The 26,763-nt window shown below is 37.4% G+C and carries 33 protein-coding genes; 16 read left to right on the top strand and 17 right to left on the bottom strand.

What is annotated here, in order from left to right; genetic code table 11:
• Nucleotides 1-49: 49 nt before the first annotated feature.
• Both AC6CHJ_RS00495 and AC6CHJ_RS00490 read right to left on the bottom strand, forming a co-directional pair.
• A complete protein-coding gene (locus AC6CHJ_RS00495; protein WP_498286974.1) occupies nt 50-427 on the bottom strand; it encodes a YhfM domain-containing protein in 378 nt (125 codons plus the stop codon).
• A 44-nt stretch (nt 428-471) separates the two neighbouring features.
• Nucleotides 472-1,941, bottom strand: a complete 1,470-nt coding sequence (locus AC6CHJ_RS00490; RefSeq protein ID WP_498286973.1) for an amidase family protein — start codon at nt 1,939-1,941, stop codon at nt 472-474.
• 97 nt (nt 1,942-2,038) lie between these two features.
• Between AC6CHJ_RS00490 and AC6CHJ_RS00485 the strand changes: the two genes are divergently transcribed.
• Together AC6CHJ_RS00485 and AC6CHJ_RS00480 are read left to right on the top strand one after the other, a co-directional pair.
• Nucleotides 2,039-2,947: a DMT family transporter gene (locus AC6CHJ_RS00485; protein ID WP_498286972.1), complete on the top strand. Its 909-nt coding sequence runs from the start codon at nt 2,039-2,041 to the stop codon at nt 2,945-2,947.
• Between the two features lie 43 nt (nt 2,948-2,990).
• Entirely contained in the window at nt 2,991-3,710 is a 720-nt protein-coding gene (locus tag AC6CHJ_RS00480) for a class I SAM-dependent methyltransferase (RefSeq protein WP_498286971.1), read from the top strand.
• Nucleotides 3,711-3,805: 95 nt separating this feature from the next.
• Here AC6CHJ_RS00480 and AC6CHJ_RS00475 read toward each other — a convergent pair whose 3' ends face one another.
• Nucleotides 3,806-4,129: a MazG nucleotide pyrophosphohydrolase domain-containing protein gene (locus AC6CHJ_RS00475; protein WP_498286970.1), complete on the bottom strand. Its 324-nt coding sequence runs from the start codon at nt 4,127-4,129 to the stop codon at nt 3,806-3,808.
• A gap of 82 nt (nt 4,130-4,211) precedes the next feature.
• Between AC6CHJ_RS00475 and AC6CHJ_RS00470 the strand changes: the two genes are divergently transcribed.
• The 3 genes from AC6CHJ_RS00470 to AC6CHJ_RS00460 all read left to right on the top strand — a co-directional run bounded on the left by AC6CHJ_RS00470 (nt 4,212) and on the right by AC6CHJ_RS00460 (nt 5,735).
• Nucleotides 4,212-4,793 (top strand): LOG family protein, encoded by a 582-nt coding sequence (locus AC6CHJ_RS00470; protein WP_147195556.1) that lies wholly within the window; start codon nt 4,212-4,214, stop codon nt 4,791-4,793.
• 88 nt (nt 4,794-4,881) lie between these two features.
• Entirely contained in the window at nt 4,882-5,079 is a 198-nt protein-coding gene (locus AC6CHJ_RS00465) for a DUF4083 family protein (RefSeq protein ID WP_147195558.1), read from the top strand.
• 104 nt (nt 5,080-5,183) lie between these two features.
• A complete protein-coding gene (locus AC6CHJ_RS00460; protein WP_498286969.1) occupies nt 5,184-5,735 on the top strand; it encodes a putative glycolipid-binding domain-containing protein in 552 nt (183 codons plus the stop codon).
• A gap of 59 nt (nt 5,736-5,794) precedes the next feature.
• Here AC6CHJ_RS00460 and AC6CHJ_RS00455 read toward each other — a convergent pair whose 3' ends face one another.
• From AC6CHJ_RS00455 to AC6CHJ_RS00430, 6 genes are all read right to left on the bottom strand, one after another.
• On the bottom strand, nt 5,795-6,826 hold the full coding sequence (locus AC6CHJ_RS00455) for a S66 family peptidase (RefSeq protein WP_498286968.1): 1,032 nt from the start codon (nt 6,824-6,826) through the stop codon (nt 5,795-5,797).
• 30 nt (nt 6,827-6,856) lie between these two features.
• A complete protein-coding gene (locus AC6CHJ_RS00450; protein WP_392995506.1) occupies nt 6,857-7,135 on the bottom strand; it encodes a hypothetical protein in 279 nt (92 codons plus the stop codon).
• Between the two features lie 51 nt (nt 7,136-7,186).
• Nucleotides 7,187-7,591: a P-loop NTPase family protein gene (locus AC6CHJ_RS00445; RefSeq protein ID WP_249776041.1), complete on the bottom strand. Its 405-nt coding sequence runs from the start codon at nt 7,589-7,591 to the stop codon at nt 7,187-7,189.
• Entirely contained in the window at nt 7,516-7,710 is a 195-nt protein-coding gene (locus AC6CHJ_RS00440; protein ID WP_249775217.1) for a EutP/PduV family microcompartment system protein, read from the bottom strand. The genes AC6CHJ_RS00445 and AC6CHJ_RS00440 overlap by 76 nt, the downstream gene beginning before the upstream one ends.
• On the bottom strand, nt 7,679-8,458 hold the full coding sequence (locus AC6CHJ_RS00435; protein WP_256467897.1) for an alpha/beta fold hydrolase: 780 nt from the start codon (nt 8,456-8,458) through the stop codon (nt 7,679-7,681). Before AC6CHJ_RS00435 ends, AC6CHJ_RS00440 begins: the two co-directional genes overlap by 32 nt.
• A 241-nt stretch (nt 8,459-8,699) precedes the next feature.
• A complete protein-coding gene (locus AC6CHJ_RS00430) occupies nt 8,700-9,452 on the bottom strand; it encodes a hypothetical protein (protein WP_498286967.1) in 753 nt (250 codons plus the stop codon).
• A gap of 320 nt (nt 9,453-9,772) precedes the next feature.
• Here AC6CHJ_RS00430 and AC6CHJ_RS00425 point away from each other — a divergent pair, with 320 nt between their 5' ends.
• Nucleotides 9,773-10,042 (top strand): 2TM domain-containing protein, encoded by a 270-nt coding sequence (locus AC6CHJ_RS00425; RefSeq protein ID WP_066791575.1) that lies wholly within the window; start codon nt 9,773-9,775, stop codon nt 10,040-10,042.
• A gap of 115 nt (nt 10,043-10,157) precedes the next feature.
• Here AC6CHJ_RS00425 and AC6CHJ_RS00420 read toward each other — a convergent pair whose 3' ends face one another.
• Nucleotides 10,158-10,730, bottom strand: a complete 573-nt coding sequence (locus tag AC6CHJ_RS00420) for a metallophosphoesterase family protein (RefSeq protein ID WP_498286966.1) — start codon at nt 10,728-10,730, stop codon at nt 10,158-10,160.
• A gap of 125 nt (nt 10,731-10,855) precedes the next feature.
• Between AC6CHJ_RS00420 and AC6CHJ_RS00415 the strand changes: the two genes are divergently transcribed.
• Nucleotides 10,856-13,042 (top strand): DNA topoisomerase III, encoded by a 2,187-nt coding sequence (locus AC6CHJ_RS00415; protein ID WP_498286965.1) that lies wholly within the window; start codon nt 10,856-10,858, stop codon nt 13,040-13,042.
• A 39-nt stretch (nt 13,043-13,081) separates the two neighbouring features.
• On the opposite strand, the gene AC6CHJ_RS00410 is transcribed toward AC6CHJ_RS00415, so the two are convergent.
• On the bottom strand, nt 13,082-13,645 hold the full coding sequence (locus tag AC6CHJ_RS00410) for an NADPH-dependent FMN reductase (RefSeq protein WP_147195579.1): 564 nt from the start codon (nt 13,643-13,645) through the stop codon (nt 13,082-13,084).
• A gap of 274 nt (nt 13,646-13,919) precedes the next feature.
• Here AC6CHJ_RS00410 and AC6CHJ_RS00405 point away from each other — a divergent pair, with 274 nt between their 5' ends.
• The 5 genes from AC6CHJ_RS00405 to AC6CHJ_RS00385 all read left to right on the top strand — a co-directional run bounded on the left by AC6CHJ_RS00405 (nt 13,920) and on the right by AC6CHJ_RS00385 (nt 18,376).
• Nucleotides 13,920-14,996 carry a PseG/SpsG family protein gene (locus AC6CHJ_RS00405; protein ID WP_066791569.1) on the top strand — a complete coding sequence of 359 codons (1,077 nt, stop codon included), beginning with the start codon at nt 13,920-13,922 and terminating at the stop codon, nt 14,994-14,996.
• A gap of 35 nt (nt 14,997-15,031) precedes the next feature.
• The gene (locus tag AC6CHJ_RS00400) at nt 15,032-15,223 is read left to right on the top strand and encodes an SE1832 family protein (RefSeq protein ID WP_066791567.1); all 192 of its coding nucleotides are present in this window, start codon (nt 15,032-15,034) and stop codon (nt 15,221-15,223) included.
• Nucleotides 15,224-15,304: 81 nt separating this feature from the next.
• The gene (gene abc-f, locus AC6CHJ_RS00395) at nt 15,305-16,864 is read left to right on the top strand and encodes a ribosomal protection-like ABC-F family protein (protein ID WP_150283383.1); all 1,560 of its coding nucleotides are present in this window, start codon (nt 15,305-15,307) and stop codon (nt 16,862-16,864) included.
• Between the two features lie 244 nt (nt 16,865-17,108).
• On the top strand, nt 17,109-17,774 hold the full coding sequence (locus tag AC6CHJ_RS00390; protein ID WP_392995523.1) for an O-methyltransferase: 666 nt from the start codon (nt 17,109-17,111) through the stop codon (nt 17,772-17,774).
• A 104-nt stretch (nt 17,775-17,878) separates the two neighbouring features.
• Nucleotides 17,879-18,376 carry a hypothetical protein gene (locus AC6CHJ_RS00385; protein WP_392995525.1) on the top strand — a complete coding sequence of 166 codons (498 nt, stop codon included), beginning with the start codon at nt 17,879-17,881 and terminating at the stop codon, nt 18,374-18,376.
• A 277-nt stretch (nt 18,377-18,653) separates the two neighbouring features.
• On the opposite strand, the gene AC6CHJ_RS00380 is transcribed toward AC6CHJ_RS00385, so the two are convergent.
• Nucleotides 18,654-18,824: a hypothetical protein gene (locus tag AC6CHJ_RS00380; RefSeq protein WP_184117534.1), complete on the bottom strand. Its 171-nt coding sequence runs from the start codon at nt 18,822-18,824 to the stop codon at nt 18,654-18,656.
• Between the two features lie 316 nt (nt 18,825-19,140).
• Between AC6CHJ_RS00380 and spx the strand changes: the two genes are divergently transcribed.
• Nucleotides 19,141-19,545: a transcriptional regulator Spx gene (gene spx, locus AC6CHJ_RS00375; protein WP_066791561.1), complete on the top strand. Its 405-nt coding sequence runs from the start codon at nt 19,141-19,143 to the stop codon at nt 19,543-19,545.
• Nucleotides 19,546-19,569: 24 nt separating this feature from the next.
• On the top strand, nt 19,570-19,995 hold the full coding sequence (locus AC6CHJ_RS00370; RefSeq protein WP_066791559.1) for a MarR family winged helix-turn-helix transcriptional regulator: 426 nt from the start codon (nt 19,570-19,572) through the stop codon (nt 19,993-19,995).
• A 45-nt stretch (nt 19,996-20,040) separates the two neighbouring features.
• Here AC6CHJ_RS00370 and AC6CHJ_RS00365 read toward each other — a convergent pair whose 3' ends face one another.
• Nucleotides 20,041-20,586 carry an RNA polymerase sigma factor gene (locus AC6CHJ_RS00365; RefSeq protein WP_066791557.1) on the bottom strand — a complete coding sequence of 182 codons (546 nt, stop codon included), beginning with the start codon at nt 20,584-20,586 and terminating at the stop codon, nt 20,041-20,043.
• Nucleotides 20,587-20,743: 157 nt separating this feature from the next.
• Nucleotides 20,744-21,979 (bottom strand): hemolysin family protein, encoded by a 1,236-nt coding sequence (locus tag AC6CHJ_RS00360; protein WP_147195589.1) that lies wholly within the window; start codon nt 21,977-21,979, stop codon nt 20,744-20,746.
• Between the two features lie 146 nt (nt 21,980-22,125).
• Between AC6CHJ_RS00360 and AC6CHJ_RS00355 the strand changes: the two genes are divergently transcribed.
• Nucleotides 22,126-23,508, top strand: a complete 1,383-nt coding sequence (locus AC6CHJ_RS00355) for a dipeptidase (protein WP_498286964.1) — start codon at nt 22,126-22,128, stop codon at nt 23,506-23,508.
• 45 nt (nt 23,509-23,553) lie between these two features.
• Here the strand turns inward: AC6CHJ_RS00355 and AC6CHJ_RS00350 are convergent, their stop codons facing one another.
• Together AC6CHJ_RS00350 and AC6CHJ_RS00345 are read right to left on the bottom strand one after the other, a co-directional pair.
• Nucleotides 23,554-24,123, bottom strand: a complete 570-nt coding sequence (locus tag AC6CHJ_RS00350; protein WP_066791550.1) for a nitroreductase family protein — start codon at nt 24,121-24,123, stop codon at nt 23,554-23,556.
• Between the two features lie 118 nt (nt 24,124-24,241).
• The gene (locus AC6CHJ_RS00345) at nt 24,242-24,721 is read right to left on the bottom strand and encodes an amidase domain-containing protein (protein WP_066791548.1); all 480 of its coding nucleotides are present in this window, start codon (nt 24,719-24,721) and stop codon (nt 24,242-24,244) included.
• Between the two features lie 177 nt (nt 24,722-24,898).
• On the opposite strand from AC6CHJ_RS00345, the gene AC6CHJ_RS00340 reads away from it, so the two are divergent.
• Nucleotides 24,899-25,921, top strand: a complete 1,023-nt coding sequence (locus AC6CHJ_RS00340) for a DUF2804 domain-containing protein (RefSeq protein ID WP_066791546.1) — start codon at nt 24,899-24,901, stop codon at nt 25,919-25,921.
• Between the two features lie 17 nt (nt 25,922-25,938).
• On the opposite strand, the gene AC6CHJ_RS00335 is transcribed toward AC6CHJ_RS00340, so the two are convergent.
• On the bottom strand, nt 25,939-26,694 hold the full coding sequence (locus tag AC6CHJ_RS00335; protein ID WP_498286963.1) for a glycerophosphodiester phosphodiesterase family protein: 756 nt from the start codon (nt 26,692-26,694) through the stop codon (nt 25,939-25,941).
• Between the last annotated feature and the right edge of the window lie 69 nt (nt 26,695-26,763).

Genomic DNA, 26,763 nt, shown 5'->3' with positions numbered 1-26,763 from the left:
AAATTATCTTTTGTTCTAGATTCATTTTTCTCTTCATGAAGTAGACGTATCACTTTATGACATCTTCCAGATTTTTCGCGTCTGATATTTTAAAAATCGTATTTTTATCCTTATCATTCATTATGGTGGCAGAGCCATTCTCATTGAACCACAAGTAGTATCTGTCTTGATCAGTATCCATTCTATATTGTGGGTCTGTTATATCGACAATTCCCTTTTGTTTTTTTGCTTGGCGGATAGCATTCACAATAACTTTCACTTTCGGAGAATCAGAAATTACTTTTAAGGTGTTTTGTTTTTCCTTTGAAAAGCTAACCATTTCTTGTACTTTGACTTCCTTTGTTTCCTTTACTTCATTTGAAGAACAAGCAAATAATGTGAGCAAAAGCATAACACTCGTTAGCTGCAGGAAAAAGTTCTTTTTCATCATTCTCCTCCCCTATGAATAATATCCACTCATGACCTTCTCATTTAAAACTTTGGTGGTACGCGCCTCTTTGTCTGTTGTTCGTAGGAATAGGCTAATTCGATTAGCTTTGGTTCACTATATGCCAAGCCTGAGAACGTCAAACCTACAGGAAGCCCGTTTTTTGTGTAACCCGCAGGAACTGTGATAGAAGGATAACCCGCTTTGGCAGGTAATTCATCGCCAGAGTCACTTAAAAATAACAGAGCATCTAAACCATTCTCTTCCATTACCTTATCAATGCCAAGTTCTCCTGATAATTTCACATCGTCTGAGCGTTGCTTCAGATAAACTGGATTTTCTAGGCTCTCGCTTCTTTCCTCTGACTCAACCAATAAATCTTGGCCATACTTCATCCTGTTATCAGGATCTTCTTCATTAAAGGCAATAATGTCTTTTAGCGTTTTCACTGGTACAGAATCTGAGGTTGTTTTTAAATACTGATTCACTTGATGCTTGAATTCGTAGGACAGGACATCGGAACGGAGATCATGTTCAGGGACCTCCACTTCCTTTATAACAGCGCCTAGGTTTTGCAATTCATCCATTGCTATATTCAACATTTCTTTTAGCTCTGTCGTTTCTTCATCGTGCCTATCCAAAAAGCGAGGATCAACACCAATTGTAGCTCCTTTTAAACCGTCCATCTTGAGATGCTTTGTATAATCCTGAAGTGCCTTACCTTCACTTGTTGCTGTGATAGGATCAGCTGGATCAACACCCGTTAACACACCTAATGTAATAGCTGCATCTCTTACCGTCCTTGCCATAGGACCAGCCGTATCTTGGCTAAGGGCGAGTGGAATAATCCCGCTTCGGCTAATTAGTCCGACTGTTGGTTTAATGCCCACAATGGAGTTCAAACTCGATGGATTCAGAATGGAACCACATGTCTCCGTTCCAATACTAACCACCGCAAAATTAGAGGCGATACTTGCGCCAGAACCAGAGCTTGAGCCACCTACAAATCCAGCCTCGAAATTCTCCGGCCCATAAGGATTTTTAACTTGTCCACCCACTCCACTGTAGCCGCTAGGTGCCTTAGTAGACATAAAGTATGCCCACTCGCTCATATTGGTTTTCCCTAATATGATTGCACCTGCTTCTCGAAGTTTTTTCGCTACCCATGAGTCCTTCTTCGCATAGTTATCCTTTAATGCAATGGCACCTGCTGTAGTGGGCATCGGATCCTTTGTTTCAATATTGTCTTTCAGAAGAATAGGAACTCCAAAAAGAGGACCTTGTTCCCCCGATCCCATCGCCTTATCCATATCAGCAGCTATGTTTAATGCATCCGGATTTATGTTGAGGACTGAATTAATTGCAGGGCCGCTGCTATCAAACTGTTTAATCCGTTCTATATACCGTTCCACTAACTCTACAACCGTCAATTCCCCATTTTGCAAAGCTTCTTGAATTTGTTTGATCGACCATTCTTCCATTTTATATTGTTCTCTTTTTGTTGATGTGCTCATCTCGTCCCTCCCGGCAACTTTTCTACCAATCATTATAGCAATACTCTTTATTTTCTGATATGTTTAGAGCTATCAATATTAAAGAAGGTGGGAAGTAATGCGCAAATACATAGGAGAACTCGCTCTGACGATTACAGCGATCATCTGGGGAAGCGGCTTTGTGGCGAGTGCCATCGCCTTGGAACATTTTACGCCGTATCAGATATTGGCGATTCGCTTTTTCATAGGAGCAGTCATATTAAGCATTGTTTTTTATAAAAAATTAAAAGGAATAAACAAAGGAACAATTTTCAAAGGAGCAATATTGGGGACTTTCTTGTACTTGGCTTTCGCGCTTCAGACAGTCGGGCTACAATTTACCACCCCCTCCAAAAATGCTTTTTTAACAGCAGTCAATGTCGTCATCGTACCGTTTATCGGCTTACTTTTGTATAAAAGAAAGATGGATTACTTCGAACTCATTGGGGCGTTCCTTGCCATTATCGGTATCGGCGTCCTCTCGCTGAAATTGTCCTCTTCTATTAATATCGGGGATTTATTAACACTAGCTTGTGCAGTTGGTTTTGCCTTCCATATTTTTTATACAGCCAAATTTGTGAAGGATGCCGATCCAATCCTTTTGACATTAGTCCAAATGACGACTGCTGCCCTTATTGGTTTTGCTGTTGTCTTTTTCAAAGGGGAAAGTTTCCACACGGTTGAAATGGGCGGAACACTCTCTATTTTATATTTGGGGATTTTTTCTACAAGCGCTGCCTTTTTGCTTCAAACAGTTGCCCAGAAGTTCACCACAGATACAAAAGCCGCCATCATACTTTCAACAGAATCTTTTTGGGGCATGGTCTTTTCCGTACTCATTTTGCATGAAGTCTTGACCATTAAAATGGCGTTTGGCGCGATTCTTATTTTAGGGGCGATTATTATATCTGAAACGAAGGTGCCGTTTTTAACGAAAATAAGAATAAAGGATTTAAAGTTTGGCCGACGTGGACAACGAGACTCTTGATATCATGGCCAAAATAAACATGATGTAGAAAGTGGGTAGATTCATGATTCCGTTAGTATATGACCAACTTAGTGGCTGTGGGAAAGACAATGAATTCTTCTTGGCCCTGTTGAAAAAATTAAACGTGAAATACATCGCAAATCTGGGTTGTGGAACGGGCAGATTAACAACCCATTTTTCAGAGTCAGGCTATCATATTACAGCGATTGATCCGAATGAAGAAGCAATCGACTATGCAAAAGCGAAAGAGTATCCAGAGGAAGTGACCTGGATTGTTGGGGATAGCTCCAATTTACAAACAAATGCTATTGATGCTGTCATCATGACGGCCAATGTGGCGCAAGTATTTCTTACAGATGAAAGTTGGCAGAATGTCATTTCTGATGCATATCGAGCATTAAAACCTGGCGGACATTTTATTTTTGATACACGAAATCCCTTAGCCAAAGAATGGGAACAGTGGCAGGAAGATATGACACCTGATCTTGCAACGAATCCGTTGAACAATGAACCACTAGAAATTTGGACGGAATACGATGGATTTGTAGGTGATATATTTACTTTTTATGAGACCGTCAAAGTTGCAAGTACAAATGAAGTAGTCATTAAGAAAAAAATGCAATTAATATTCCGAACTCAAGAAGAAATACAAGAATCATTACAACAAGTTGGATTTTCACAAATCCATGTTTATGGAGATTGGACATTTACCGAAGCCACATCAGACACCAAATCTTTTATCTTTCATGCTGTAAAAGAATAATAGCTAACCAAACAGTTTATTAATGAAAATAAATTAGGCCTTGCTACAATCCATACGTAGCAAGGCTCTTTAGATCACTATTAGAATTCACAAGATTACCCTTTTATCTTATACCTTTCATCCAACTTTTCCTGATGCACTTTAAAGATATCTTCTAGCTTTATATCATATTTATTTGCGATAACAGTAATATTTCCCAATACATCACCTAATTCACTTACAAGCTCCTGCTTCTTTTCAATATATGTATTTTCAGTTTCATCTGGTCGATCGCGTCCAATTTCAAGAGCTCTGATTGCTCGGGCAACCTCTCCCGTTTCCTCCGCTAAGAATCCAATACGAATGAATATATCTAATTGTGACCATCCTCGCTCTTCATAATAATCGTTAATCCATTGCTGAAATTCATTCACATCCATACTCTAATCCCCCTTGGTTCAATCTCAAATATTCCCTATAATAACAATTGTATAATAAAAACTTGTAGAATTGAGGGAACTTATGAAAAGTGTAGCAGTATTTTGCGGTTCTAGTATGGGGGCTTTACCTACTTACAAAGAAGGAGCCATCGCTTTAGGAAAAGAATTAGCTGATCAAAATATTACACTCGTATACGGCGGTGCTAGTGTAGGTATTATGGGTACAGTGGCAGATACGGTATTAGAAGCAGGCGGCCAAGTAATTGGTGTTATTCCCAAAATGCTAGAAGAAAGAGAGATTTCTCATAAACATTTAACAGAATTGATTATTGTTGATTCTATGCATGAAAGAAAAACAAAAATGTCAGATTTGGCTGATGGGTTCATTGCATTACCTGGAGGTCCAGGAACGATGGAAGAGTTTTTTGAGGTATTTACATGGGGACAGTTAGGTCTACACCAAAAACCTTGCGGGATATTAAATATAGATCATTATTATGATCAATTAATTAATTTCTTTAACCACATGAATGAACAACAATTTCTTCAAGAAAAATACTTATCAATGCTTTTGAATGAAACATCTCCAGCAAAACTAATTGAAAAGTTTCATTCATATACCCCTCCAGCAATAAAAACCTATATTAAAGAGAATCAAGCTTAAAAAGATTATTTTCAAACTGAAACAGGCTCGGTAACTATGAAGTATATTGGTCAGATACGAAAGAATAATAGCGAAAGAGGTAACAACCATGAGCATAGTAAACATCGGTGACGTTGTATCTACGTTGATTATTATTCTGCTAATAATCCTATTTTTTGTATCAATTACACTCTTCTTTAGAAAAATGTCTGTTACTCAAAGAAAAAGAGCAGAAAACAATATAAAAGTGGAGCAAAAACTAGATAGAATAATTGAACTATTAGAGCAAGATAAAAGGAATAAATAAGACTGTTAGCTTTCCGGAGCGGGGTCGATTCCTCCGCGTATACATAAGGATCGGAAAAATACCATTGTAAACAAGTGGATATTCGAATGAGGAGGATGGATATAATGAAACAAATCGCAATTTGGGAAAATAAAAAATCTGCTGGTTCTGAATTCTTAGAGGTAAAATCATCAGAAGATACTTCCATAGCAAAAAGTTCAATTATATCAATTGAAAATAATACTCCCTTAAAAATAGAATATAAAATTGAATTAACTAATTGGTTTACAAAAAATGTGAAGATCAATTTATTAAACCTTGGTAAATCTCTTTATCTTGAAAGTAATCAGAATCATCAATGGTTTGACGAACATGGGAACGAAATCCCTGAACTCTCTGGAGCAATTGATATTGATATATCTTGTACACCGTTTACTAATTCATTACCAATAAATAGAGTAGATTGGCGTTTAAATAAACCTCAGAGTTTCCTAATGGTTTATATCAAGATTCCTGAATTGGCTCTTAAAAAAGTTGAACAAGTATATACTCTAATCAAGGAAGAAAAGGACTATCAAATGTTTGATTATAGAAGCTCTTCATTTCAATCTACTATTCAGGTTGATAAAGATGGGTTGGTAATTGAATATCCAAAACTATTCAAAAGAAAATACTAAAGACTAGCAAAAAAATATCAAAAAGCATGCATTCGAAATCTCAATGCATGCTTCCTAAATTATTCTACACCACTTTCCAAAATAGTGAAGGTTCCTTTATCGCAATTTATCTCTGCCAATGCACCATATGGCAAAATAAACTTCGGTTCCGTATGACCAAAATTTAAATTATAGAGAATCGGCAAATCTTCTATGTTAAATTCCTTCATAGCTAATTGAATAACCTCTTTATATTCATCGTAATATTTTTCATCTTGAGGTTTCCCAAAGATAATTCCTTTACTCTTTTGTAAAATGCCTTGGGCAGCATAGTTGCGCAACCAATATTTAATAAGATCCGGCGCTGTCTTTTCTTCAGAGGTTTCAAAGAAAAGGATGCTATTCTCCCAATACTTTTCTTCTGGCCAGAGTTCTGTCCCTTTTACGAATTCAAGTACCTCAATGCATCCTCCTATCAAACGTCCTTGCGCTATTCCAGAACCTTGAAGAACTTCAACCCCTGTATTTTTCTGCATGGTTCGCCGGCGTGTTTTATTTCCTTCTGCCCACTCTACATATTCACTCGTCCATTCATTCGCCGGAAGTATTTCACCAATCACTTCATTTGAAAAAAGCGTTCGATTCACCGATTCAATTGTATATGGATCCATCTCCACATTTTCTGCAAAATCGGTTAGAATGGCTGGACCATAAAAAGAGGAAACCCCAGCCTTAAGGCAAAATAAATGTGAAATGGTTACATCGGAGTAACCCATAAATATTTTCGGATTCTGACGAATAACGTCGAAATCGATATAGGGTAACAAGCGGATACTATCATCACCGCCAATATTTGCAATGATCCCTTTGATATCCTTATCCTTGAATGCCGTCATCAAGTCTTCCGCACGAGCTTGCGGATTATTATAAAGATAGTCTTCGCCTTTTAAACTATTAGGCATTGGCACAACTTCCAAACCAAAGATGTCTTCTAATCTTTTTACCCCTTGTTCATATCGCCATCTAAGGGCAGGCTCACCTGCTCCACCCCAAGAAGGGCTTACTGTTGCTATTCGATCTCCCGGTTGCAGTTTTTTTGGTTTAATTAACATGATATCGCCATCCTTTCATAATGACTTTGTTTAATGGATTGCCCTTTTTTCAAACAAACCTACAAAAAACAGGATAAGACCAACTAGAAATATAATGGGAAAAATATAAAGCATCACTAATGCTGACCATCCGCTTTTAGTGATCACTGCAAAACTTAAGCCCATTGCAAAAGAGATGGATGGTGAAATGAGTAGCATTAGAATAATTCCCCAAACTATATATTTTCTCTTTTTAGACTTACCTGTACTAAGCAAAAAAGCTACATAAGCACCTACGATTGCAATTAATATCCCTACAAAGATTGCCATTAGCTCTTCTCCCTTCACTAAAGAAAATTACAATTTTATATTCTCTTACCTTCAATGGAAGTGTCTTAAAATTTCAGCATTACTTTTTAAGGTTATTAACTTATTTTTATAAGGGATAAGCAAAGCAAGTATTTCTGGCTTACTTTTATAGTCAAAGACAGTATTGTAGTTATATAAATCCTTTAATACTTTTAAAGATGGTTTATAATTTGATTTTTCAATGCCTATTTTTTGTTTAAAGTACCTTTTGATTATTCTATATCTTCTTATTGGGAGGCTAATGTCTAGAAATAAAATTAGATCAGCATTTTGAAAGCAGGAAGATACCCATTTATGATGGGCCCCTTCAATAATCCAATTGTCAGTAGCAATTATTTTACTTAAATATTCGTCTCTCTCTTGTTTGCTTCGTTTAATATCTCCAGTGTCAAACCTTTTCCAAACAACATTATCCAATTAAAATAGGGAATGCTTAATTGATCAGATAGCTTCTTGGCCAAGGTAGTTTTGCCACTTCCGATGGAACCAATGATATGTATTCGTTTAGGTATTGGCACAGGATTTTGTTTGTCCATAGAACCACTCTTTTAATTTGCTAACAATTATTTCGGGTGCATCTCGATATATCTCGTGACTCGTATTATGAATAGCCTGAACTTCTGCATGGGGAATTTCATTCAACAAATATTCAATTGCCTCATGTCGTTCTTCTTCTATTTCCTTGGGCATCGTACTATGCAGTAATAGTACTGGTGACTGGACCTTTGGAAAAATAACTGCTGTTGGTTCTAAATGCATTCCTTTCATCACTGCTTTGGCTGTAAACGGAGATGTGGATAGCCTAATTTCACCGTCAACTTCAGCAGCTTGTGCAAGACACCCCTCCTCAAGCTCCTTCGACCAACGTGAAGAGTTAGCCCTTTCAGAGTCAAGAAATTCATTCCAGGAAGCGAAGCAAACACTATCAATAAAAGCACCTACATCTGTAAGCTGCTGATTAAGAGAAACGCCAGCCGGGCCCTGTTGGAAGTAACCGCCATCCAATAACACCAGTCCTTTGATTTTCTCCGAATACAATCCAGCCATATAAAGTGCAAGGTGGGCTCCCCATGAGTGGCCAACAAGATAGACATCGGTTAACCACAATGAATCGATAAAATTACTTAGACGTTCAGCCATCCTTGCTGGAAAATACTCTTTCTCATTATCCAAGGAAACTTCTCCACCATGTCCTGGTAAATCAAAAGCGATAACGTAAAAATCATTCTGTAAAAGTTTCGCTAGCTCCCCAAAACTTAGACCAGAAGAGCCCATTCCATGCAAGAAAACAAGTGCAAAGTATGAATAAAACTAACTAAAAACTCTAATCAACAAGCTAATTGCAAATAGAATATATGCAATCTGTATCAATATGTATAGGGTCCTTTCAAAGGTTGTAAGTCCTCTTTGCTTTCGGATTTTTTCGAGATATCGTAAATAAAAAGCTGCACTTAAAAAGATTAATAGTGTTGCTATTACCATTAAAATATCTGCAAATATAAGCATCATTCTCCCCCTATCTTATTTAAGTCACAGTAAGCTGAGGAAATCCCGCTCGGCTCCATAACCATAAAGGCGTATGTACATCAATAGGGGCTAATCCACTTCCAACAAGGGCTTTAACCCAAACATTCGCCACAGCTATTCGGTCATCTCCACTTCCATTCAACACTTCTTCCGTACATAATCCTAATTTCACAGTGGCTTTTAGAATATGAGTATCTGGTGCAATAGTGATTATTTCCCGTGATTTCCAGGATACATTTGCATAACATTCTAAAACATATAACCAATAATTAAATATTTTCGGTCCAGAAAGGTATGGGAATTCTGATTTCCTGGAGCCTTGCATGATCTCTTTTAATAATGAATTGTCGAATTCTACTGACTCAATCAGCCCTTGGACGTTTCCTTGTTCCGATGAATGAACTATACCTTTTGCAACACGTTGCCAAATATCAGGATGGCGGTTTGGCTGTAAGCCCACACGATGTAGTAGCAATGCTTCACGAAGCTCATGGATATCTTTGGTGGCGACAACAATCGGATTAAATATCCAGCTCGTTTTAGGATCTTGATACGCTTTAACAACAGATTCCCATAACGAGTAAGAGTTTCTCTGATAATTTAAGGCCATTGCCAGCGTTAAAACATCTAGTAATTCATCTTCTTTCACTACATTAATCAACACATCCTCAGGCATCACTTCCCCGCCTAAAAGTCCATCTTCATGCATTTGTTTTAAGGTATAAATATTATTCAAAATGTTGTTACTCAAAAATAAGTTCCTTCTTTCAATGTTCTAGTTTACTTAACCACTGTCTTCAGTATTCCTGACGATCTATACTATATTTCCAATTTTTATCCTATCTATCTATTTCTATATTATTCGTCAGACTCCTTCTTGCATTGTTATTATCTTTAGTTTCGCATTGCATATTTATATTCTCCGACTGCCGCGCCTAGAGTTTGGTTTTAGGAAATAGGGCGAGGGCGAGATCTTGTCGCATAAGATAATGTGAATAACTTCAAGAAACCATTTAGATGTATGGTAAAATTAATTAAAAATTGAAAATAATACGGAGGAGGCGTTTGAAGATGGAGCATGATGAAATTTATTTACGGGCTAAAAAGCGGGTTGAAAACTTAAAATCGTTTTACATTCATTTAACGGTCTATATTCTAGTTAATCTTATGCTTTTCTTTATAAACATCATCACTGATTCAAGTCATTTATGGTTTTTATATCCGTTAGGTGGTTGGGGTATTGGGGTTGCTATACACGGCATAACAACTTTCTCATCAGGGAGATTTGGAGCTGAATGGGAAGAACGCAAAATTAAAGAGTATATGGAGAAAGATAAGTAAAATTAATTTATAATAATTGCATCACCTTAAGTCCATAGGTACTTAACATAAGCTATAATTTGAAGAAGCCCTCAAAGAAGAGGGCCTTTTCTATTTAACACCATATAATTAAGCTCTACCTTTTAATTTTTTCACCCTCTGGATGAAAACTAACGATACCACTATCAATTGTCTTAAAGATTCTGGAATAGACATTCTTGATTTCCATTTCTTTATTTGCTCCTTCTGTCATAGCATATCTCCAGGTTTCATCTGAATATTCTTTAGGAGATCCTGTAAATAAATAACCTGTAGCATAGTCATTTGGCCCACCTATTGTACTTGTAGGAGCGCTATCATAAGTGACATCTTTGTTTACAAACGGCACATGGGCTTTTGTAGACTGGATGAAAAAAGTTGGAATCGTTAAACGTTTATAGGATTCTACGTATTGATCATTTGCAGCATCTGATAAAAATTTAGGCATGATAAAAATGGCATCAAATTTTTTTGATAAAGAGTTTGTTCGGTTTTTTAAAGCTTTAAGTGAAATCGTTTCAAACTCTATATTTTTTTCAAAAACTTCTGGTATATCACCGATTACACCTATATGTAACTCTTTCCCACTATACATGTCAGTTTTACTGTTTTCTATGTTACACCCTCCAAGTAAAACAACCATCAAAGAATAAAATAATATCTTATACATGCATTCATCCCCCTTCCTTTTAAGAACAATTTAAGGAACTCCAGTTACCAATAGTCCTCATCCATATTTCAAATCCTGGAACTATGTTATAGTAACCATACACAAGTTTAAAGGAGAAGAATAGTATGGCAAAAAGCTTAGTATTAGCAGAAAAGCCTTCTGTCGCAAGAGATATTGCGAATGTATTGAAGTGCAATAAAAAAGGAAATGGCTTTTTGGAAGGCGACCGATATATTGTCACATGGGCATTAGGGCATCTTGTGACATTAGCCGATCCAGAAACTTACGATAAAAAATATAAAACGTGGAATTTAGAAGATTTACCAATGCTGCCCGACCGACTAAAATTGACTGTCATCAAACAATCCGGTAAGCAATTCAACACGGTCAAAACACAATTAAACCGCAATGATGTTAATGAAATTATCATCGCAACAGATGCCGGACGCGAAGGCGAATTGGTCGCACGTTGGATTATTGAAAAAGCACATGTGCGTAAACCGATCAAACGATTATGGATTTCTTCTGTTACAGATAAAGCAATCAAAGATGGCTTCCAAAATTTAAAACCGGGTAAAGCCTACGAACATTTATATCATGCAGCAGTTGCCCGATCTGAGGCCGATTGGTATATTGGCCTGAACGCAAGCCGTGCCTTGACGACCCGATTTAATGCACAGCTTAATTGCGGTCGTGTACAAACACCAGTAGTCGCCATGGTTGCAGCTCGTGAAGATGAAATCAAAAACTTCAAGCCGCAAACGTACTTCGGTATTGAAGCACGCACAGCCAATAACTTAAAGCTGACTTGGCAAGACGAAAAAGGCAATTCACGCAGCTTTAATAAAGAAAAAGTAGATGCCATTGTGAATAAACTGGGCAGCCAAAGTGCAACGGTTGTAGAGGTAGAGAAAAAAGCGAAAAAGACATTCTCCCCTGGGTTATACGATTTAACAGAGCTTCAACGTGATGCCAATAAAATGTTTGGCTATTCCGCAAAAGAAACATTAAATATCATGCAAAAACTATACGAACAGCACAAAGTGTTAACATATCCTCGTACAGATTCACGCTATATTTCAACAGACATTGTTGCTACTTTGCCTGAACGTCTAAAGGCTTGTGGCATTGGTGAGTATCGTACAATTGCCAATAGGATTTTAACCAAACCAATTAAGGCAACGAAAGCATTTGTTGATAATCAAAAAGTGTCGGACCACCATGCAATCATTCCGACTGAAGCTTACGTTAATCGTTCTGCGATGAATGACAAAGAACGCAAAATCTATGATTTGGTCATCAAACGATTCCTAGCAGTTCTATCTCCAGCCCATGAATATGAACAGCTAACATTGCGCGCGAAAATTAAGGACGAAAACTTTATTGCCAAAGGGAAAACTATACTTTCAAGTGGTTGGAAAGAAGTATACGAAAACCGTTTTGATGAAGATGAGACTCATGAGGATATTAAAGAGCAACTCCTGCCACGCATTGAAAAAGGCGAAACGCTGCAAGTGAAATTGATCTCACAAACGTCTGGCCAAACAAAACCACCCGCACGTTTTACTGAGGCGACATTACTTTCAGCTATGGAAAATCCAACGAAATATCTAAACACACATGACAAAAAGCTCGCAGATACGCTTAAAACAACTGGCGGACTTGGTACAGTAGCTACACGTGCAGATATTATCGATAAATTATTCAATTCTTTCTTAATCGAAAAACGCGGAAAAGATATCCACATCACAGGTAAAGGCCGCCAGCTTCTTGATTTAGTACCAGAAGAATTGAAATCACCTGAAACAACTGCAGAATGGGAGCAAAAACTAGAGCTCATTGCAAAAGGCAAACTGAAAAAAGATGTATTTATCAATGAAATGAAGCAACATACAAAAGAAATCGTTTCCGAAATTAAAGGCAGCAACAAAAAATTCAAGCATGATAATATATCCACAAAGTCTTGTCCAGACTGTGGAAAGCCAATGCTTGAAGTGAACGGTAAAAAAGGTAAAATGCTCGTATGCCAAGACCGCGAATGTGGACATCGTAAAAATGTAGCGCGCGTAACTAACGCACGTTGTCCACAATGTCATAAGAAGTTAGAATTACGTGGTGAAGGTGAAGGGCAGATATTCACATGTAAATGTGGATATCGTGAGAAACTATCCACTTTTAAACAAAGACGTGAAAAAGAATCAAAAGGAAAAGTGGATAAACGAACAGTCCAAAAGTATTTGAAAAACCAAAAAGAGGATGAACCTGTGAATAATGCATTAGCAGAAGCATTAAAAGGGTTAAAACTCGATTAAAATAAAAATCCTTGGTCCTAGTGGCCAAGGATTTTTTTATTAGTGCTGGTCAATTGTTTCTTTCGGTAAATCTTTGCTTAGCTCGCAATATTTGACGAAAACACGCGCCATTTCGCGAAGACGTTCGTGTACATTCTCATCGATAATTTTGTTATCTGAGTCAAAATGATCTCCGTGTGTATAAACGTAATTCGGTGTCACTAACGCACGGAAATAATCAAGAATAGGCTTTAGTTGGTTTTCCACAACTAAGTGGTGTTGATAAGTCCCACCGTTCGCCACGATAGAAACTGGTTTATAGCGCAATGCTTTTGGATGTAAGAAATCAAATGTATTCTTTAAAACACCTGGGATAGACCCTTGGAAAATAGGCGTAGCCAGAATGTAGCCATCTGCTTCCTCAATGGTTTTTACGAGTTTTTTCATATCATCATTATATTGATCAAATGGACGTCCATCCACAAATTGATGTTCAAAGTCTGCCAGATGTAGCTGAGATACTTCTAGCCCTTCATCCAATTCTTTGATATATTGTTCCACTTGCTCTAAAATGGCACCTGTTTTGCGGCCAAGAAGCGTGCCGTCGACAAGCAAAATCTTCATTTGTTGTTACCTCCAATTCAAAATTCCTATAGGTATTGTAACAAATACGACAGCCTAGTATAAGGTAGTATGCCTATAAAGCGAACAATTCAGTCTTTTGGCTGAATAAGTCGCTCTTTGTAATTTTTTATTTAGAAGTGGATATGACCAACATTTAAACAAATAAATTCGTAAGCTAGCACTCTTCAAAAAGTTCATCAATTACTAGAAATCTATACATATTACCTCTCCCTGTCCCATAAGTTGAATAGAGCGCTGAAAGGATGGGGATATAATGAACTACCAAAATAATGAAGAATCAATGAAAAAGACTGTTTTTGTTGGAGCTGTAACTTCGTGTATGAACCTATACCCAATTGAACGAATTGCAACGCTTGCTGCAATGTTTGATAAATCAAATACCAACTTGCTGATCAAACACGATCAACAAGCAATTGAATATTTAATCAATAGAGGCTTTAAACCCATTAGCTATCAAACTGAGAAAGAGTTAGTAGCAGAGCTAAAAAAACTCTCTCCTCAATTAGTGATATATGATGGTGGAAATACAGAGGTTCCATTTGTAGAAGAATTGAAAGCATTCATACCAACTATCATTCATTTCGATGATTTTGGAGAGGGTGGTACTGCCGCAGATTGCGTCTTCCAAACACTTTACCAGGAAAAGCGTGAAAAGCTTCTCCCCCATTATTTAGTTGGACCTTCTTCTTATGTAGTGCCGAAATCGTTGCAGGCCGTTCAGAAAAAAGCAAAAGAACCAGCGGACAAGCCGCATATAGTTGTCTCTATTGAAGGAAAAGATCCAGACAATACAAGCTATCGTGTGCTACGGCATTTGCTCCAACTACAAATCCCGATTAGAATATCGGTCGTTGTCCAATCCAACTACAGCCATGCTGTGGATGAATTAAAACTAATGGCCTTAAGTCGTAAAAACATAAAAGTTATCCACAAGGATCATGCACTATACGAATTATTAGGTGAGGCGGACATTGTGATTTGTGGAGCAAAGTACACGCCATATAAAGTAGCGACAGTGGGCATCCCCTGCATTGTGGTATGCTATGACGAGCTAGAGATGCAGCATATTTTCCCGACAGAAGCCAATGGATTTATTAACTTGGGGCTTGGAAAGAAAATTAAGCAATCCCTCCTGCAAAATGCAGTAATGGAGTTTCTTTTACATGAAGGCAGACGTGAACATGCTATCCGCAAACAATTGAGCCATGATGTAGGCCGCAACAACCAATATATCCAGTCCTTTATTAAAAGCTTTGGAAACGATCCATCAAATTCCCCTGGCTTTTTATCAGAAGAACAAGCCAAAAAAACAAGCGATATGATACAATAAAAAGAAGAACTACTTTATGCAAAAGGGGCTTTCATATGGCGACAAAAGAAGAACTATTATATACAATAGCCGAACTGAAAAGCGACTATATCCGCCAACAAGGTGACATTGAAAAGCTTGAAGCTACAGGATATCCACAAATGGTTGAAAAAGCTGAACAACGTCTCGCAGATATGGAGCAGCAGCTTGCAGAACTAAACAAAAAATTGGAATCTTATGAAGCATAAAGCGCCTGCATTGGGCGTTTTTTGCTGTGCTGATTCCACATTTCAATAGATATACAACATAAACGGAGGAAATTATAAACCATGATCTTAACAGTAGATAAACTAGGACATACATTTGGCGACCGCACCCTTTTCAAGGATGTTTCTTTCCGCCTTGTAGAAGGTGAACACGTAGGCCTTGTCGGTGCAAATGGTGTCGGCAAATCCACATTAATGAGCATACTAACAGGTGAGCTAATTCACGATACAGGACGTGTCGAATGGCTGCCAAACACACATTACGGATATTTAGACCAACACGCAGTATTAACACCAGGCAAAACAATGCGTGACACATTACGCGATGCATTCCTTCCACTATACAAAAAGGAAGAAGAAATGAATGAGATTGCCGCTAAAATGGCTGAAGCAACACCAGAAGAGCTAGAAGAACTTTTAGAACAAATGGCTACTATTCAAGATGCATTGGATGCAGGCGATTTTTATACATTAGATATGAAGATTGAAGAAGTAGCTCGCGGTCTTGGTCTTGATGCAATTGGCTTAGAACGTGACGTTACTGCCCTTTCAGGTGGTCAACGTACTAAATTATTGCTTGCAAAGCTGTTGCTTGAAAAACCAAAGGTATTGCTTCTAGATGAGCCTACCAACTATTTGGATGAAGAACATATTACGTGGCTAAGCAATTACCTGAAAAACTATCCACATGCATTCTTATTAATTTCGCATGATACAGAATTTATGAACGGCATTGTGGATGTCATCTTCCATTTGGAGTTCTCGAAACTGACACGCTATACTGCCACTTATGAAAAATTCCTAGAGCTTGCAGAAATCAATAAACGCCAACATATTGATGCATATGAAAAACAACAGGAATTCATTAAAAAACAAGAAACATTTATCGCAAAAAACAAAGCGCGTTTTTCTACAACCGGCCGTGCGAAATCACGCCAAAAGCAATTGGATCGCATGGAGAGAATCGATCGTCCTGAAACTGCGTCAAAACCTGAGTTCTTCTTCAAGGAATCACGCAGCTCTAGCCGCTATGTAGTAGAAGCTGAAAACTTATTGATCGGTTATGATAAGGACAAGCCCCTACTTCCACCTCTTACTTTCCAGGTAGAGCGTGGCGAAAAAATTGCGTTAGTAGGTATGAATGGTATCGGTAAGTCTACATTATTAAAAACCATGCTAGGCAAAATACCAGCACTTGGCGGTAAAGTGGAACTTGGCGATTTCATCTTCCCTTCTTATTTCGAACAAGAAGTAAAAGCTGGGTCTCTTACACCGATTGATGATGTTTGGAATACTTACCCTTCATTAGAACAAGCAACAGTACGTGCATTGCTTGCAAAAACAGGACTAAAAAGCGAGCACATCTCTCGTCCGCTCAACCAACTAAGCGGTGGAGAACAAGCGAAAGTCCGTTTATGTAAACTCATGATGGAAGAAAGTAACTGGATGCTGTTTGACGAACCAACAAACCACTTAGACGTAGTTGCAAAAGAAGAATTGAAACGTGCTATGAAAGAATACAAAGGTACTATCGTTCTTGTCAGCCATGAACCTGAATTCTATGAGGGCTTAGTAACAAAAGTGTGGAACGTAGCCGAGTGGTTTGCGCAAGGACATCAATAATAGTTGGACATTTTAAATTGAATAAATAAGAAAAAGACCACCTCTTAATATAGGGGGGTCTTTTTGTTTTAGTTCGCTTAGTTTCCATCCTCATTGGTTGTTCTTAATTATATAACTGTGCGGTAATATATATGTGTTATACTTCTTTTAATCTTAAATATCATTAATGTTATACTGATATCTGTTTAATATTAATAATGTTATACTATTTTAGGACGAAAAATTTGCAAATGGGGATGATCATATGGAAAGAAGTGAACTATGGAATAAGGTAGATGAATACTTTGGCAATAAATTACTGCCATTAGATTCCACTCTTGAACAAGTGTTATTAAAAAATAAAGAAGCAGATATTCCAGAAATTGATGTGTCACCTGCACAGGGGAAATTTCTATATTTATTAACTAAAATAAAAGCGGTTAAAAATGTATTAGAGATTGGTACACTCGGTGGTTATAGCAGTATCTGTTTCGCACGCGCGCTTCCTGAGCACGGTAAAGTGTATACCCTTGAAATTAGTCCTAACTTTGCAAAAGTAGCAAAAGAAAATATTCGCAATGCACAATGTGAACAAAAAGTAGAAGTGTTGGTAGGAGAAGCTCTCGATACATTACCAAAATTAAAAGCAGATGGCCTTTCGTTTGATTTATTTTTTATTGATGCCGATAAACAAAACAATCCACAATATTTGAAGTGGGCTTTGGAATTAGCAAATCCAGGGGCGCTTATTATTGCAGATAATGTCGTACGCGATGGCTTAGTTGTTGATGGAGAAAGCTGTGATGAACGGGTCCAAGGAGTACGAGAATTCGTTGATTTGTTGGAAAATAATCCTCGCTTAGAGTCTACTGCTATACAAACGGTTGGTAGTAAAGGTTATGACGGTTTTATTATGAGTGTTGTCAAATAAGTCACTTACAAAATATATACATAACCCCGTTCATTTAGAACGGGGTTTTAATGTTAATTTTTGTTATAATTACATGATAACAGCAATACAGGAGTCTTTATAAAATGTCTAAAAAAACAAAAAAGGAAAATAAATTACTGACAGGGATAGTAGTCATTATTTGTATGATAATAATAATTGCATTTGCACTTACAATCCCACTTTTAATTCTAGTAAGCTTTTATTATATCTTGTTATATACTCCCGGTGTTACCATTCTGAAAGATAACATATATTCTAATATATTATTGGTAGTGAAATTCATTTTATTAGCCTTAATTGTACTTGGAATAGCTCAAATAATCTCTGAAAAATTTTTAATGAAAGCTAATATATATAACAAAATCACCAAAAATATCGTAGTTTTTATATTGGATTTATTATACGTGGCAGTTTTCACAACTGTTTCGGATAATATACAAGTTAACTTATTGGGGATAATATTAATAACAATATTTATAACCTTAAGTGATATTTTATTTACTTATGTACTTTATATTGTTAAAAAGATAAAGGCTATTCAAAGGAAGAGGAGAAAAGAGAAGAGACGGCGCAACAAATAATATATAAAGGTGCGGTGTAAGGTTTTAATATACGTGAAACCTCATGGAACTTTTAACGACTTTGAAAAAGGATTTCCGCTTAAAGGAAAATTCCTTTATTTTGTCTTTGATATGATTCTCAATTCCATAGCGACTATCTGTATATCCATCGTCATGGACAAACCAATTTCCTCCAGTAATCAAACTAAAATTCCCTGCTACTCTTGCCTTTTTAATTGGTTGAGCCTGATTTAAAGCACCTTCTCAACAAACTAAAGAGGTGCTTTAATAGTTAACTTCAATATCTTTCTAAAAACCCTTTTCGAGCCTGTGTGTTGATTTTACCTTCACATTCGTCGCACCAAAATTTTTTATCACGATCTTTCTTACGTTCTTTATATTTCTTTGTACCTTCGATTAACTCAAAATCCTGTTTGCAAATAATACATGTGGTTGTATATGAAATCATGATTTTTTGTCTCCTCCAAAGAAATTTGTTAGAATTATCATACATTATTTGTTTCGAAAATAATATACAAATATATCCTATTTTGTTTCTGAAAGACCCATTAGTTATATTGAATAAATCAGAAACCCTCCAGTACTCATCTTGCTTATCCTTCTCTAACTCCCCTTTCATTGGTTACCTATACAATTTATGAACACTTTATGAATTTGCTCATTTTTTCGCAATTTTTCCTATTCTTTTGCCAAATCTCATTGACTTATATATATCTTACTGATAAGATATATATATAATAAAAAATGAGAAAGCGGGAAATGCTATGACTGTGACAATTTATACGCAAACTAGCTGTACATCATCGAAAAAGGCACTCAAATGGTTGAAGGAAAATGAAATTCCTTATACTGAAAAACGTATCACATCTGAGACACTAACACTTCCTGAGTTCAAACGGATTTTAAGCATGACAGAAGATGGAACTGATGAAATCATCTCAAAAAATTCAAAGGATTTTAAAAATCTGCGATGCGATGTAGAACAATTGTCGATTCAAGAGCTATATGATATTGTAAAAGACCATCCCAAAATGTTGCGCAGCCCTATACTGATAGATGAAAAAAGACTTCAAGTCGGCTATAACGAAATGGACATCCGTCGCTTTATCCCACGTAAAGTGCGTGCATACGAGCTATATGAAATGCAACGCTTATCATATGAAATTTAATGCTATATGTCGGAGATGAAAATAATGAATGAAAAAAGAAGAGAGAGCATTACTTCCCTTTTTGAAATTGTATCTTCTTTAGAAAGAAAATGGGCGAATGAATGGAATAGCCAAAATTCAATAGGCTTGTCTAAGAGCCATATTTTTATATTAGACTTGCTGGACGCAGAGGGTCCTCTGCGTCCATCTACCCTTGCTGAAAAACTTCACGTTACTTCAGGCGGTGTGACTGTTCTCACTACAAAGCTGATCAAAGCAGGCTATATTATTAAAACGCAAAATACTACGGATCGCCGTGCGTCTCAGCTTGAGATTACTGAAACAGGACACCAGCTGTTAGAAACAGCCCATAATCATATTACTGCGATTGTTGATCGCATGTTTGGTATGCTCACAGAAGAAGAAATTCATTCTTTACGTAAAATCTTCGCCAAATGCTTATTAGGATAATAAAACACCCGATCAACTTTTGTTTGATCGGGTGTTTTTTAAGCTTTATGCTGGCAAGATGGCTTCAGCTGATGATTCATCTGACATTAAGATTTCTTTTAGACGTTGTTTAGCACGGAAAAGACGTGATTTCACTGTACCAATGGATACTTTCATTAATCCTGCGATTTCAACCAATGAGTACTGGTTAACATAAAAATATAAAAGTGTGTTGCGGTAAATCGTATCCAATTGATCAATCTTTTCTTGGACAATTTGAGAGATAACACCTTGCTCCACAACTTTTTCAGTAGAAGGCTCATTATTGGGAACCAAATCTAAAACAGGTACGTCTAATGTTTCAGGTTGACTCATCATATATTTGCTACGACGTACATTCTTGCGATAGCGGTCGCGGAATGTATTCATGGCGATGGTTGTAAGCCAAGCTTTTACATGTTCCACTTCAGCCATATATGATTCATAACGTACTACTTTCACCCAAACTTCTTGCATTAAGTCTTCTGCTTCTGCTTTATTGCGAGTTAGTTTTAAACATAAGTGATATATATAACGATTATATTCTTCATAGACATTTTCTAAAGTGTTCATTTTTATTTCCTCCGTTGGTGTTGCTTTGTTATTTATATTTTCGCAAATACAAAGCTTTCACTCTATCGGATTAACTTTCACTTACATTACAAACGTGTAAGGTTTGGGCAAATTTTTTGTAATACAGGATCTAGTGTGCAATTGAGACTCCTTTTTACTATTCCTCCTGCTTTTTCGTAATCGTGAGTTTTGTAATCCGATTATCCTCCACTTCATTGACCACAATATGCAGGTCCTGATAGTTAAACGCTTCGCCTGGTCCTGGAATATGCAAGCTTAATTCCAAAACAAACCCACCTACTGTCTCATGGTCCTGCGGGATATCCACATCAAAAAGGAGATTAGCTTCTTCAATTTCCAACCGACCATTACATATGAGAACATCTTCGGTCATTTTATAAACGAGAGATTCTTCTTCCTGGTCAGATTCATCCTCTATTTCTAATCCAATCATTTCTTCTATTAAATCCTCATTCGTAATAATTCCTAATGTGCCTCCATATTCATCCAATACAATTGCCATATGTTTCTTTTTAGTAAGCATGAGCGTAAAAACCTTCTCAATACTTACGGTTGACACTACATATAATGGATCAGAGTCGATAAAATCCATGAGTTTTCGCTTAGGGTCTAAAGACCACTCCACAAATTTCTGAGCATAAAACAACCCGACAATCTGATCCATGCTATCTTCATAAACGGGATAGCGCGTAAAGGAATACTCTAATAAGATGTCCCTTACTTCTTCAAACTTCGCTTCAACTGGCAAGCCGATAACATCAGTCCGATGTGTACCTAATACATCTGATACCGCTTTATCTGGAAAATCCAGTACTTCTTTTAAACGCACTGATTCAATCTCGTCAAATGCGCCTTCAGTAGAGGCAAAATCGACCATTCCACGGAATTCTTCCTTCGTCAATGTAGCCTCTGTTACAGCACCATTAGAGAGAATACGTATGAACATATTGGTAAAGCCTTGCACAATCCAAGTGATCGGTCTAAGGATTTTCACACACAGCGCAATAAAAGGCGCTACCACATATGCTAGGCGATCCGCAAAAGTGACTGCAATCGTTTTCGGCAAGACCTCGCCGAAAATGATAATGATGATAGTTAGGACAGTCGTCGCAACAGATATTTGCCATCCATGCCTTAGAGCAATGATTGTTAGCAAAGTCGGCATTAAAATATTTACTGTATTATTAATAATTAAAATGGTCGTAATCATTCGATCAGGTTGTGAAATTAAAAGGTTTAATTTTTGTGACATGCGATCCCCTTGATTCGCACGCAACTGGACTTTTATTTTATTGATCGCTGTTAAAGCCGTTTCACTTCCTGAAAAGAAAAAGGAAATAAGCAAACAAATAATTAAGCCTAAAAAATCCAATACAATTCCTCCCATTATATATCCTCGTACATTTATATTACCCAATATACCATTATTTAGTTGCAATCATTTTCTGATTCATTAGCGAAAAGCAGTTATATGCTATAATTGCCATGGTATTGAATATTCAGAAAAGGGTGATCCATGTGAAAAAAGAAAATGTGCTAGATAGTTATTTTGCAGAGCTTCGTGAACAACACCTTGAGGAGTTAAAGCAATTTTTGTCAATCCCTAGCATTAGTTCTCTATCAGAACACAAAAATGATATGAAAGATTGTGCTAGTTATCTAGGAAACTTAATGAAAGAAGCTGGGCTAGAGCATATTACTATTAATGAAACAGCCGGCCACCCTGTTGTAACTGGTGATTGGCTACATGCGGAAGGAAAACCAACGATTCTTGTTTATGGCCATTATGATGTACAGCCAGTTGATCCTTTAGAATTATGGGAAAGCGATCCATTCAAAGCTGAAGTCCGCGAGAATAAACTATATGCCCGCGGTTCAAGCGATGACAAAGGCCAAGTATTCATGCATGTAAAAGTGATCGAAGCCTTTATAAAGGAACAAGGCGAGCTTCCTGTAAATGTGAAATTCCTAATAGAAGGAGAAGAAGAAATCGGAAGCGTTCATCTCCCAGACTTTGTAGAATCGAATAAAGAGAAGCTGGCCGCTGATTTAGTCTTAATTTCAGATACTGCCCTTTATGCGCCTGGCCGTCCAGCGGTTTGTTATGCACTTCGTGGGTTGACAGGTGTCCAAATTGATGTGCGCTCAGCAAGTGGTGACCTGCATTCCGGCATCTACGGTGGTGGCATACAAAATTCCATTCATGCATTGGTGGAACTTCTTGCATCATTCCATGACAAACATGGGACTATTCAAGTCGATGGATTTTATGATAAGGTGCGTCCGATTACAGATGATGAAAAAGCCGCTTACGCTGCATTAGACTTTGATGCAGAAGGCGCGAAGAAGGAAGCTGGCGTGAAAGAATTGTTTGGTGAAACGGACTTCACTTACCTAGAACGGACATGGGCACGCCCAACATTAGAAATAAACGGTGTATATGGTGGATTCTCTGGCGAAGGTATTAAAACAGTCATCCCTGCAACAGCAGGTGCGAAGATTACATGCCGTTTAGTACCAGACCAAGATCCATATGAAATAGTTAAACAGCTACGAGCACATATTGAAAAACACAAGCCTGCTGGTGTTGACATCACTATTACAGAATTTGATAAAGGTAAACCATTTATTACACCGCTCGAACATCCATATATTCAAGCAGCTGGTCGTTCATATGAAACACAGTATGATGCCAAAACTGCGTATATACGTGCAGGTGGTTCGATTCCGATTGTTGCGGCATTCGACGAAATATTAAATACACCCGTCATTATGATGGGATTCGGCTTGTCTACGGAAAACTTCCATGCACCAAATGAACATTTCCATTTGGATAACTTTGATAAAGGACTTCGTGTAGTAAGTGACTATTTTAAAGAGATAGCGAATATAGAAAAGTAATTCAAAATAAAAACCAACATCTCTCTAAGGAGACGTTGGTTTTTTCTATTTAAAAAATGTGACAATTTCTTCAGCCGATTTGCGCGGCTTTTCTTTTGGAATATCATCAAAATAACCAAATTGGAGCATGCTGATAATCCGTTCTTCCGGTTTAACACCTAATGCTTCTCGGAATTTTGGATTGTCTAACCAATTAGGCGTCTTCCAACAAGCGCCGATACCTAAATCCCAAGCAAGCAATTGCATATTTTGAATAAAGCCGCTTGCTGCTGCAAAATCTTCATAGCGTTCTTTCTGGCGTACATCTTGTGGAACAATCACAAAAGCATATGCACCTGGAGTTGTAAACTTAAGCATCTTTTTATTGATTTCTTCCTCCGTCAGTTCCTTCCAATTCGGCACTGCAAAGTCACGAATCACGCTCATCAAGGAATCCATAGCTGTACCAATTGAAACTACCAAACGCCATGGTTGGCGATTGCCGTGGTTAGGCGCCCAAACGGCTGTATCAATAATATTCATTAAATCTTCTTGATCTACCGGCTGGCCATTGAATAGTTTTATGGAACGACGATTGCGGATTGCTTCCTTAACCGATAAAGACTGTTCTGTCATCATAATCACTCCTCTATTGCAATTAAGTATATTGTTCTAATTTAATATACTTGTATGTATATTATTCCTTTTTAACTTACCACAAACTAGCATATATTGAAACGGCTCATCTACTAGATTATTCGACTGAAATTTGATAAAAATAGTATTTAATGTTTGGTGTGTATGCACTGGAGTCCTCGTAAGTCCAGAGTCTATGATAGCTGTCCGAAGAATGAGCATTTACATAAGGCACGCCATTAACAATACTTGTTACAATCAATGAGTGGTTGATAACACCATCGCCTTCAAAATCGATGAAAATGAGATCCCCTAGCTTCAAATCACTGGCACTATCTACCCTCTTGCCTCGAAGCCCCTTTTTTGAGGAAGCCACATAAGAACGAAGCGCATTGGCCGTACTCCAACTATAGCTCCAATTGCCTTTCTTTACCCACCAGCCCTTTGCTCGATTAGGAGCACCTGTCATAGGGGCTCCTCCTGCAAACAAACATTGAGAAATAAAATTGGAACAATCATCATTAAATTGTGGGAATGCAGGATTCCGACGATTCCACCAAGTATTTGCATAATCAACAGCTGCTTGCCTGTTATACATATAATATACCTCCTATTTAACTTTATGAATCAAAACTCTCTATGATTTCTTGAGAGGCGACGATACTCACACTTTTTTGGTATACTGGAAACAACTTGTTTTTATTGTCCTTTACTACTTGAGAACTCTCGTAAGCTTTCTATTACTCTTGATTTTACGTTTGAAAGGATGTTTGAATTGACTCAGCATGCAGAAAAAGAAATTGTGGATGCAACACTCCTATGCGATCAAAAAGGCAACCTCAACCCTGCGGCGATTGGTTATGCCAAAAAACCTATTATTCTAGGCAATCTGAAGGGTCATTTTATGCGTAAGAAGAAGTGGAATAATTGGTACATATTTGGTGATGACATCTTATTCGCTACCTCCATTATTCACTTAGATTACGCTGTGATTTGTTCTGTTCGTTTTTTAGAATATGAAACACAGCGTTTTTGCGAAAAGATTGTGACCATTCCGCTTGGAAAAAAACTAAAAATGCCTGAGCGCGTGCTAGAAACAGTACATTTGAATAATGAAGAATTAAAACTTCAATTATTGTTTTCGAATGGCGAAACGCATATGACGGTAACGATTCCCAATTTTGAAGGTGACCTTTTGCATGCAGATTTAGTTATAAAACATCAGGTAGAGGATGAATCATTAAACGTCGTAGTGCCATGGAATCGCCAAACATTCCATCTAACAGCTAAACACCTCTCACTTCCTGTCAATGGCTATGTAAAGTTAGACAGCAAGAGTTATACGTTTAATGAAGAAGATTGTTTCGCTGTCTTAGATTTCGGGCGTGGGGTATGGCCTCGAAATACAGCATGGAACCGTGCAATGGCCTCCCAAAAATGCAGAGGACATCGTATCGGATTAAATCTCGGCGGCTTGTGGACAGATGGCACAGGTATGACGGAAAACGCATTTTTCCTTGATGGCAAATTGCATAAAATACATGAGGATGTCATCTTCCATTACAATAAATCGGATTACATGGAGCCATGGCAAATTCATACGCGTTTTACTGATGATGTACAGCTTTCATTTACACCTTTTTTTGAAAGAGAAGATAGCAAGGACTTGAAGTTAGTGACATCTTCACTCCACCACATGGTCGGTTATTATAACGGTCAAATTCGGCTTGAAAATGGTCGTTGCATGAAGATCCAGCAGATGCTTGGAACAGTAGAAGAACATATTGCCAAATGGTAATCGGAAAGAGTGGGCTCTTACTCGTAAGAACTCTCTTTTTTCGTTTGGTATTTTTTTTCGTAGGCATGGCGATACATTTTCTTAGGCTCATCAGTAAAAATAGCATCAACACCTAGATCCTCTAATAAATCATAATCAGCTGTTCGGTTGACTGTATAAACTCTAACGCGATTGCCTAGTTCAATCGCCTTTTTCACTGCATTGCGTTTGGCTGCTATCAAAGAAACATGTAGAGTACTACTCCCTGCCATCTGTCCATATTCACTTAAGTTGATTAAAACCTTTGAAAATAGAAGGCCTACCTCATTAGGTATTGCTTTTTCAAGCAATCTTTCAAGAATTTCATGATCAAATGATGAATAAATGATTCTCTCCGCCATGTCGTGTTCTAACACGGTTTGAAGGACATCTTCTTCTAAACCGGGGTAGCTATAAACATCTGTTTTCAACTCAATATTTATCATATGATGAGTTACACGAAAAATGTCTAATACTTCATGGAGAGTGGGTATTTGTTGGCCTGCGAACTGTTCCCCTTTCCATGAACCAAAGTCATAGCTACGAAGCTCTGCAAAATCCATTTCATGAATAAATCCCTTCCCATTGGAAGTTCGATTAATCTTTTCATCGTGATGTACGACTAGCACGCCATCTTTTGTCCGATGAACATCTAATTCAACACCATATATTGGGATCTTCGCTGCTTCTTTAAAAGCTAGAAGGGTATTTTCCGGGAAATAGCGCGAAGCGCCACGATGCGCAAAAATATCCAATTGTTTTACCTCCGTATATCATTATTTTTCTCGCAAAGTTATTTTCTTATATAATAATCAGTACCTATT

Source organism: Rummeliibacillus sp. GQ308 (assembly GCF_059759115.1).
The sequence above is the reverse complement of the archived record's forward strand: the minus strand, read 5'-3'. Positions and strand labels throughout refer to the sequence as shown.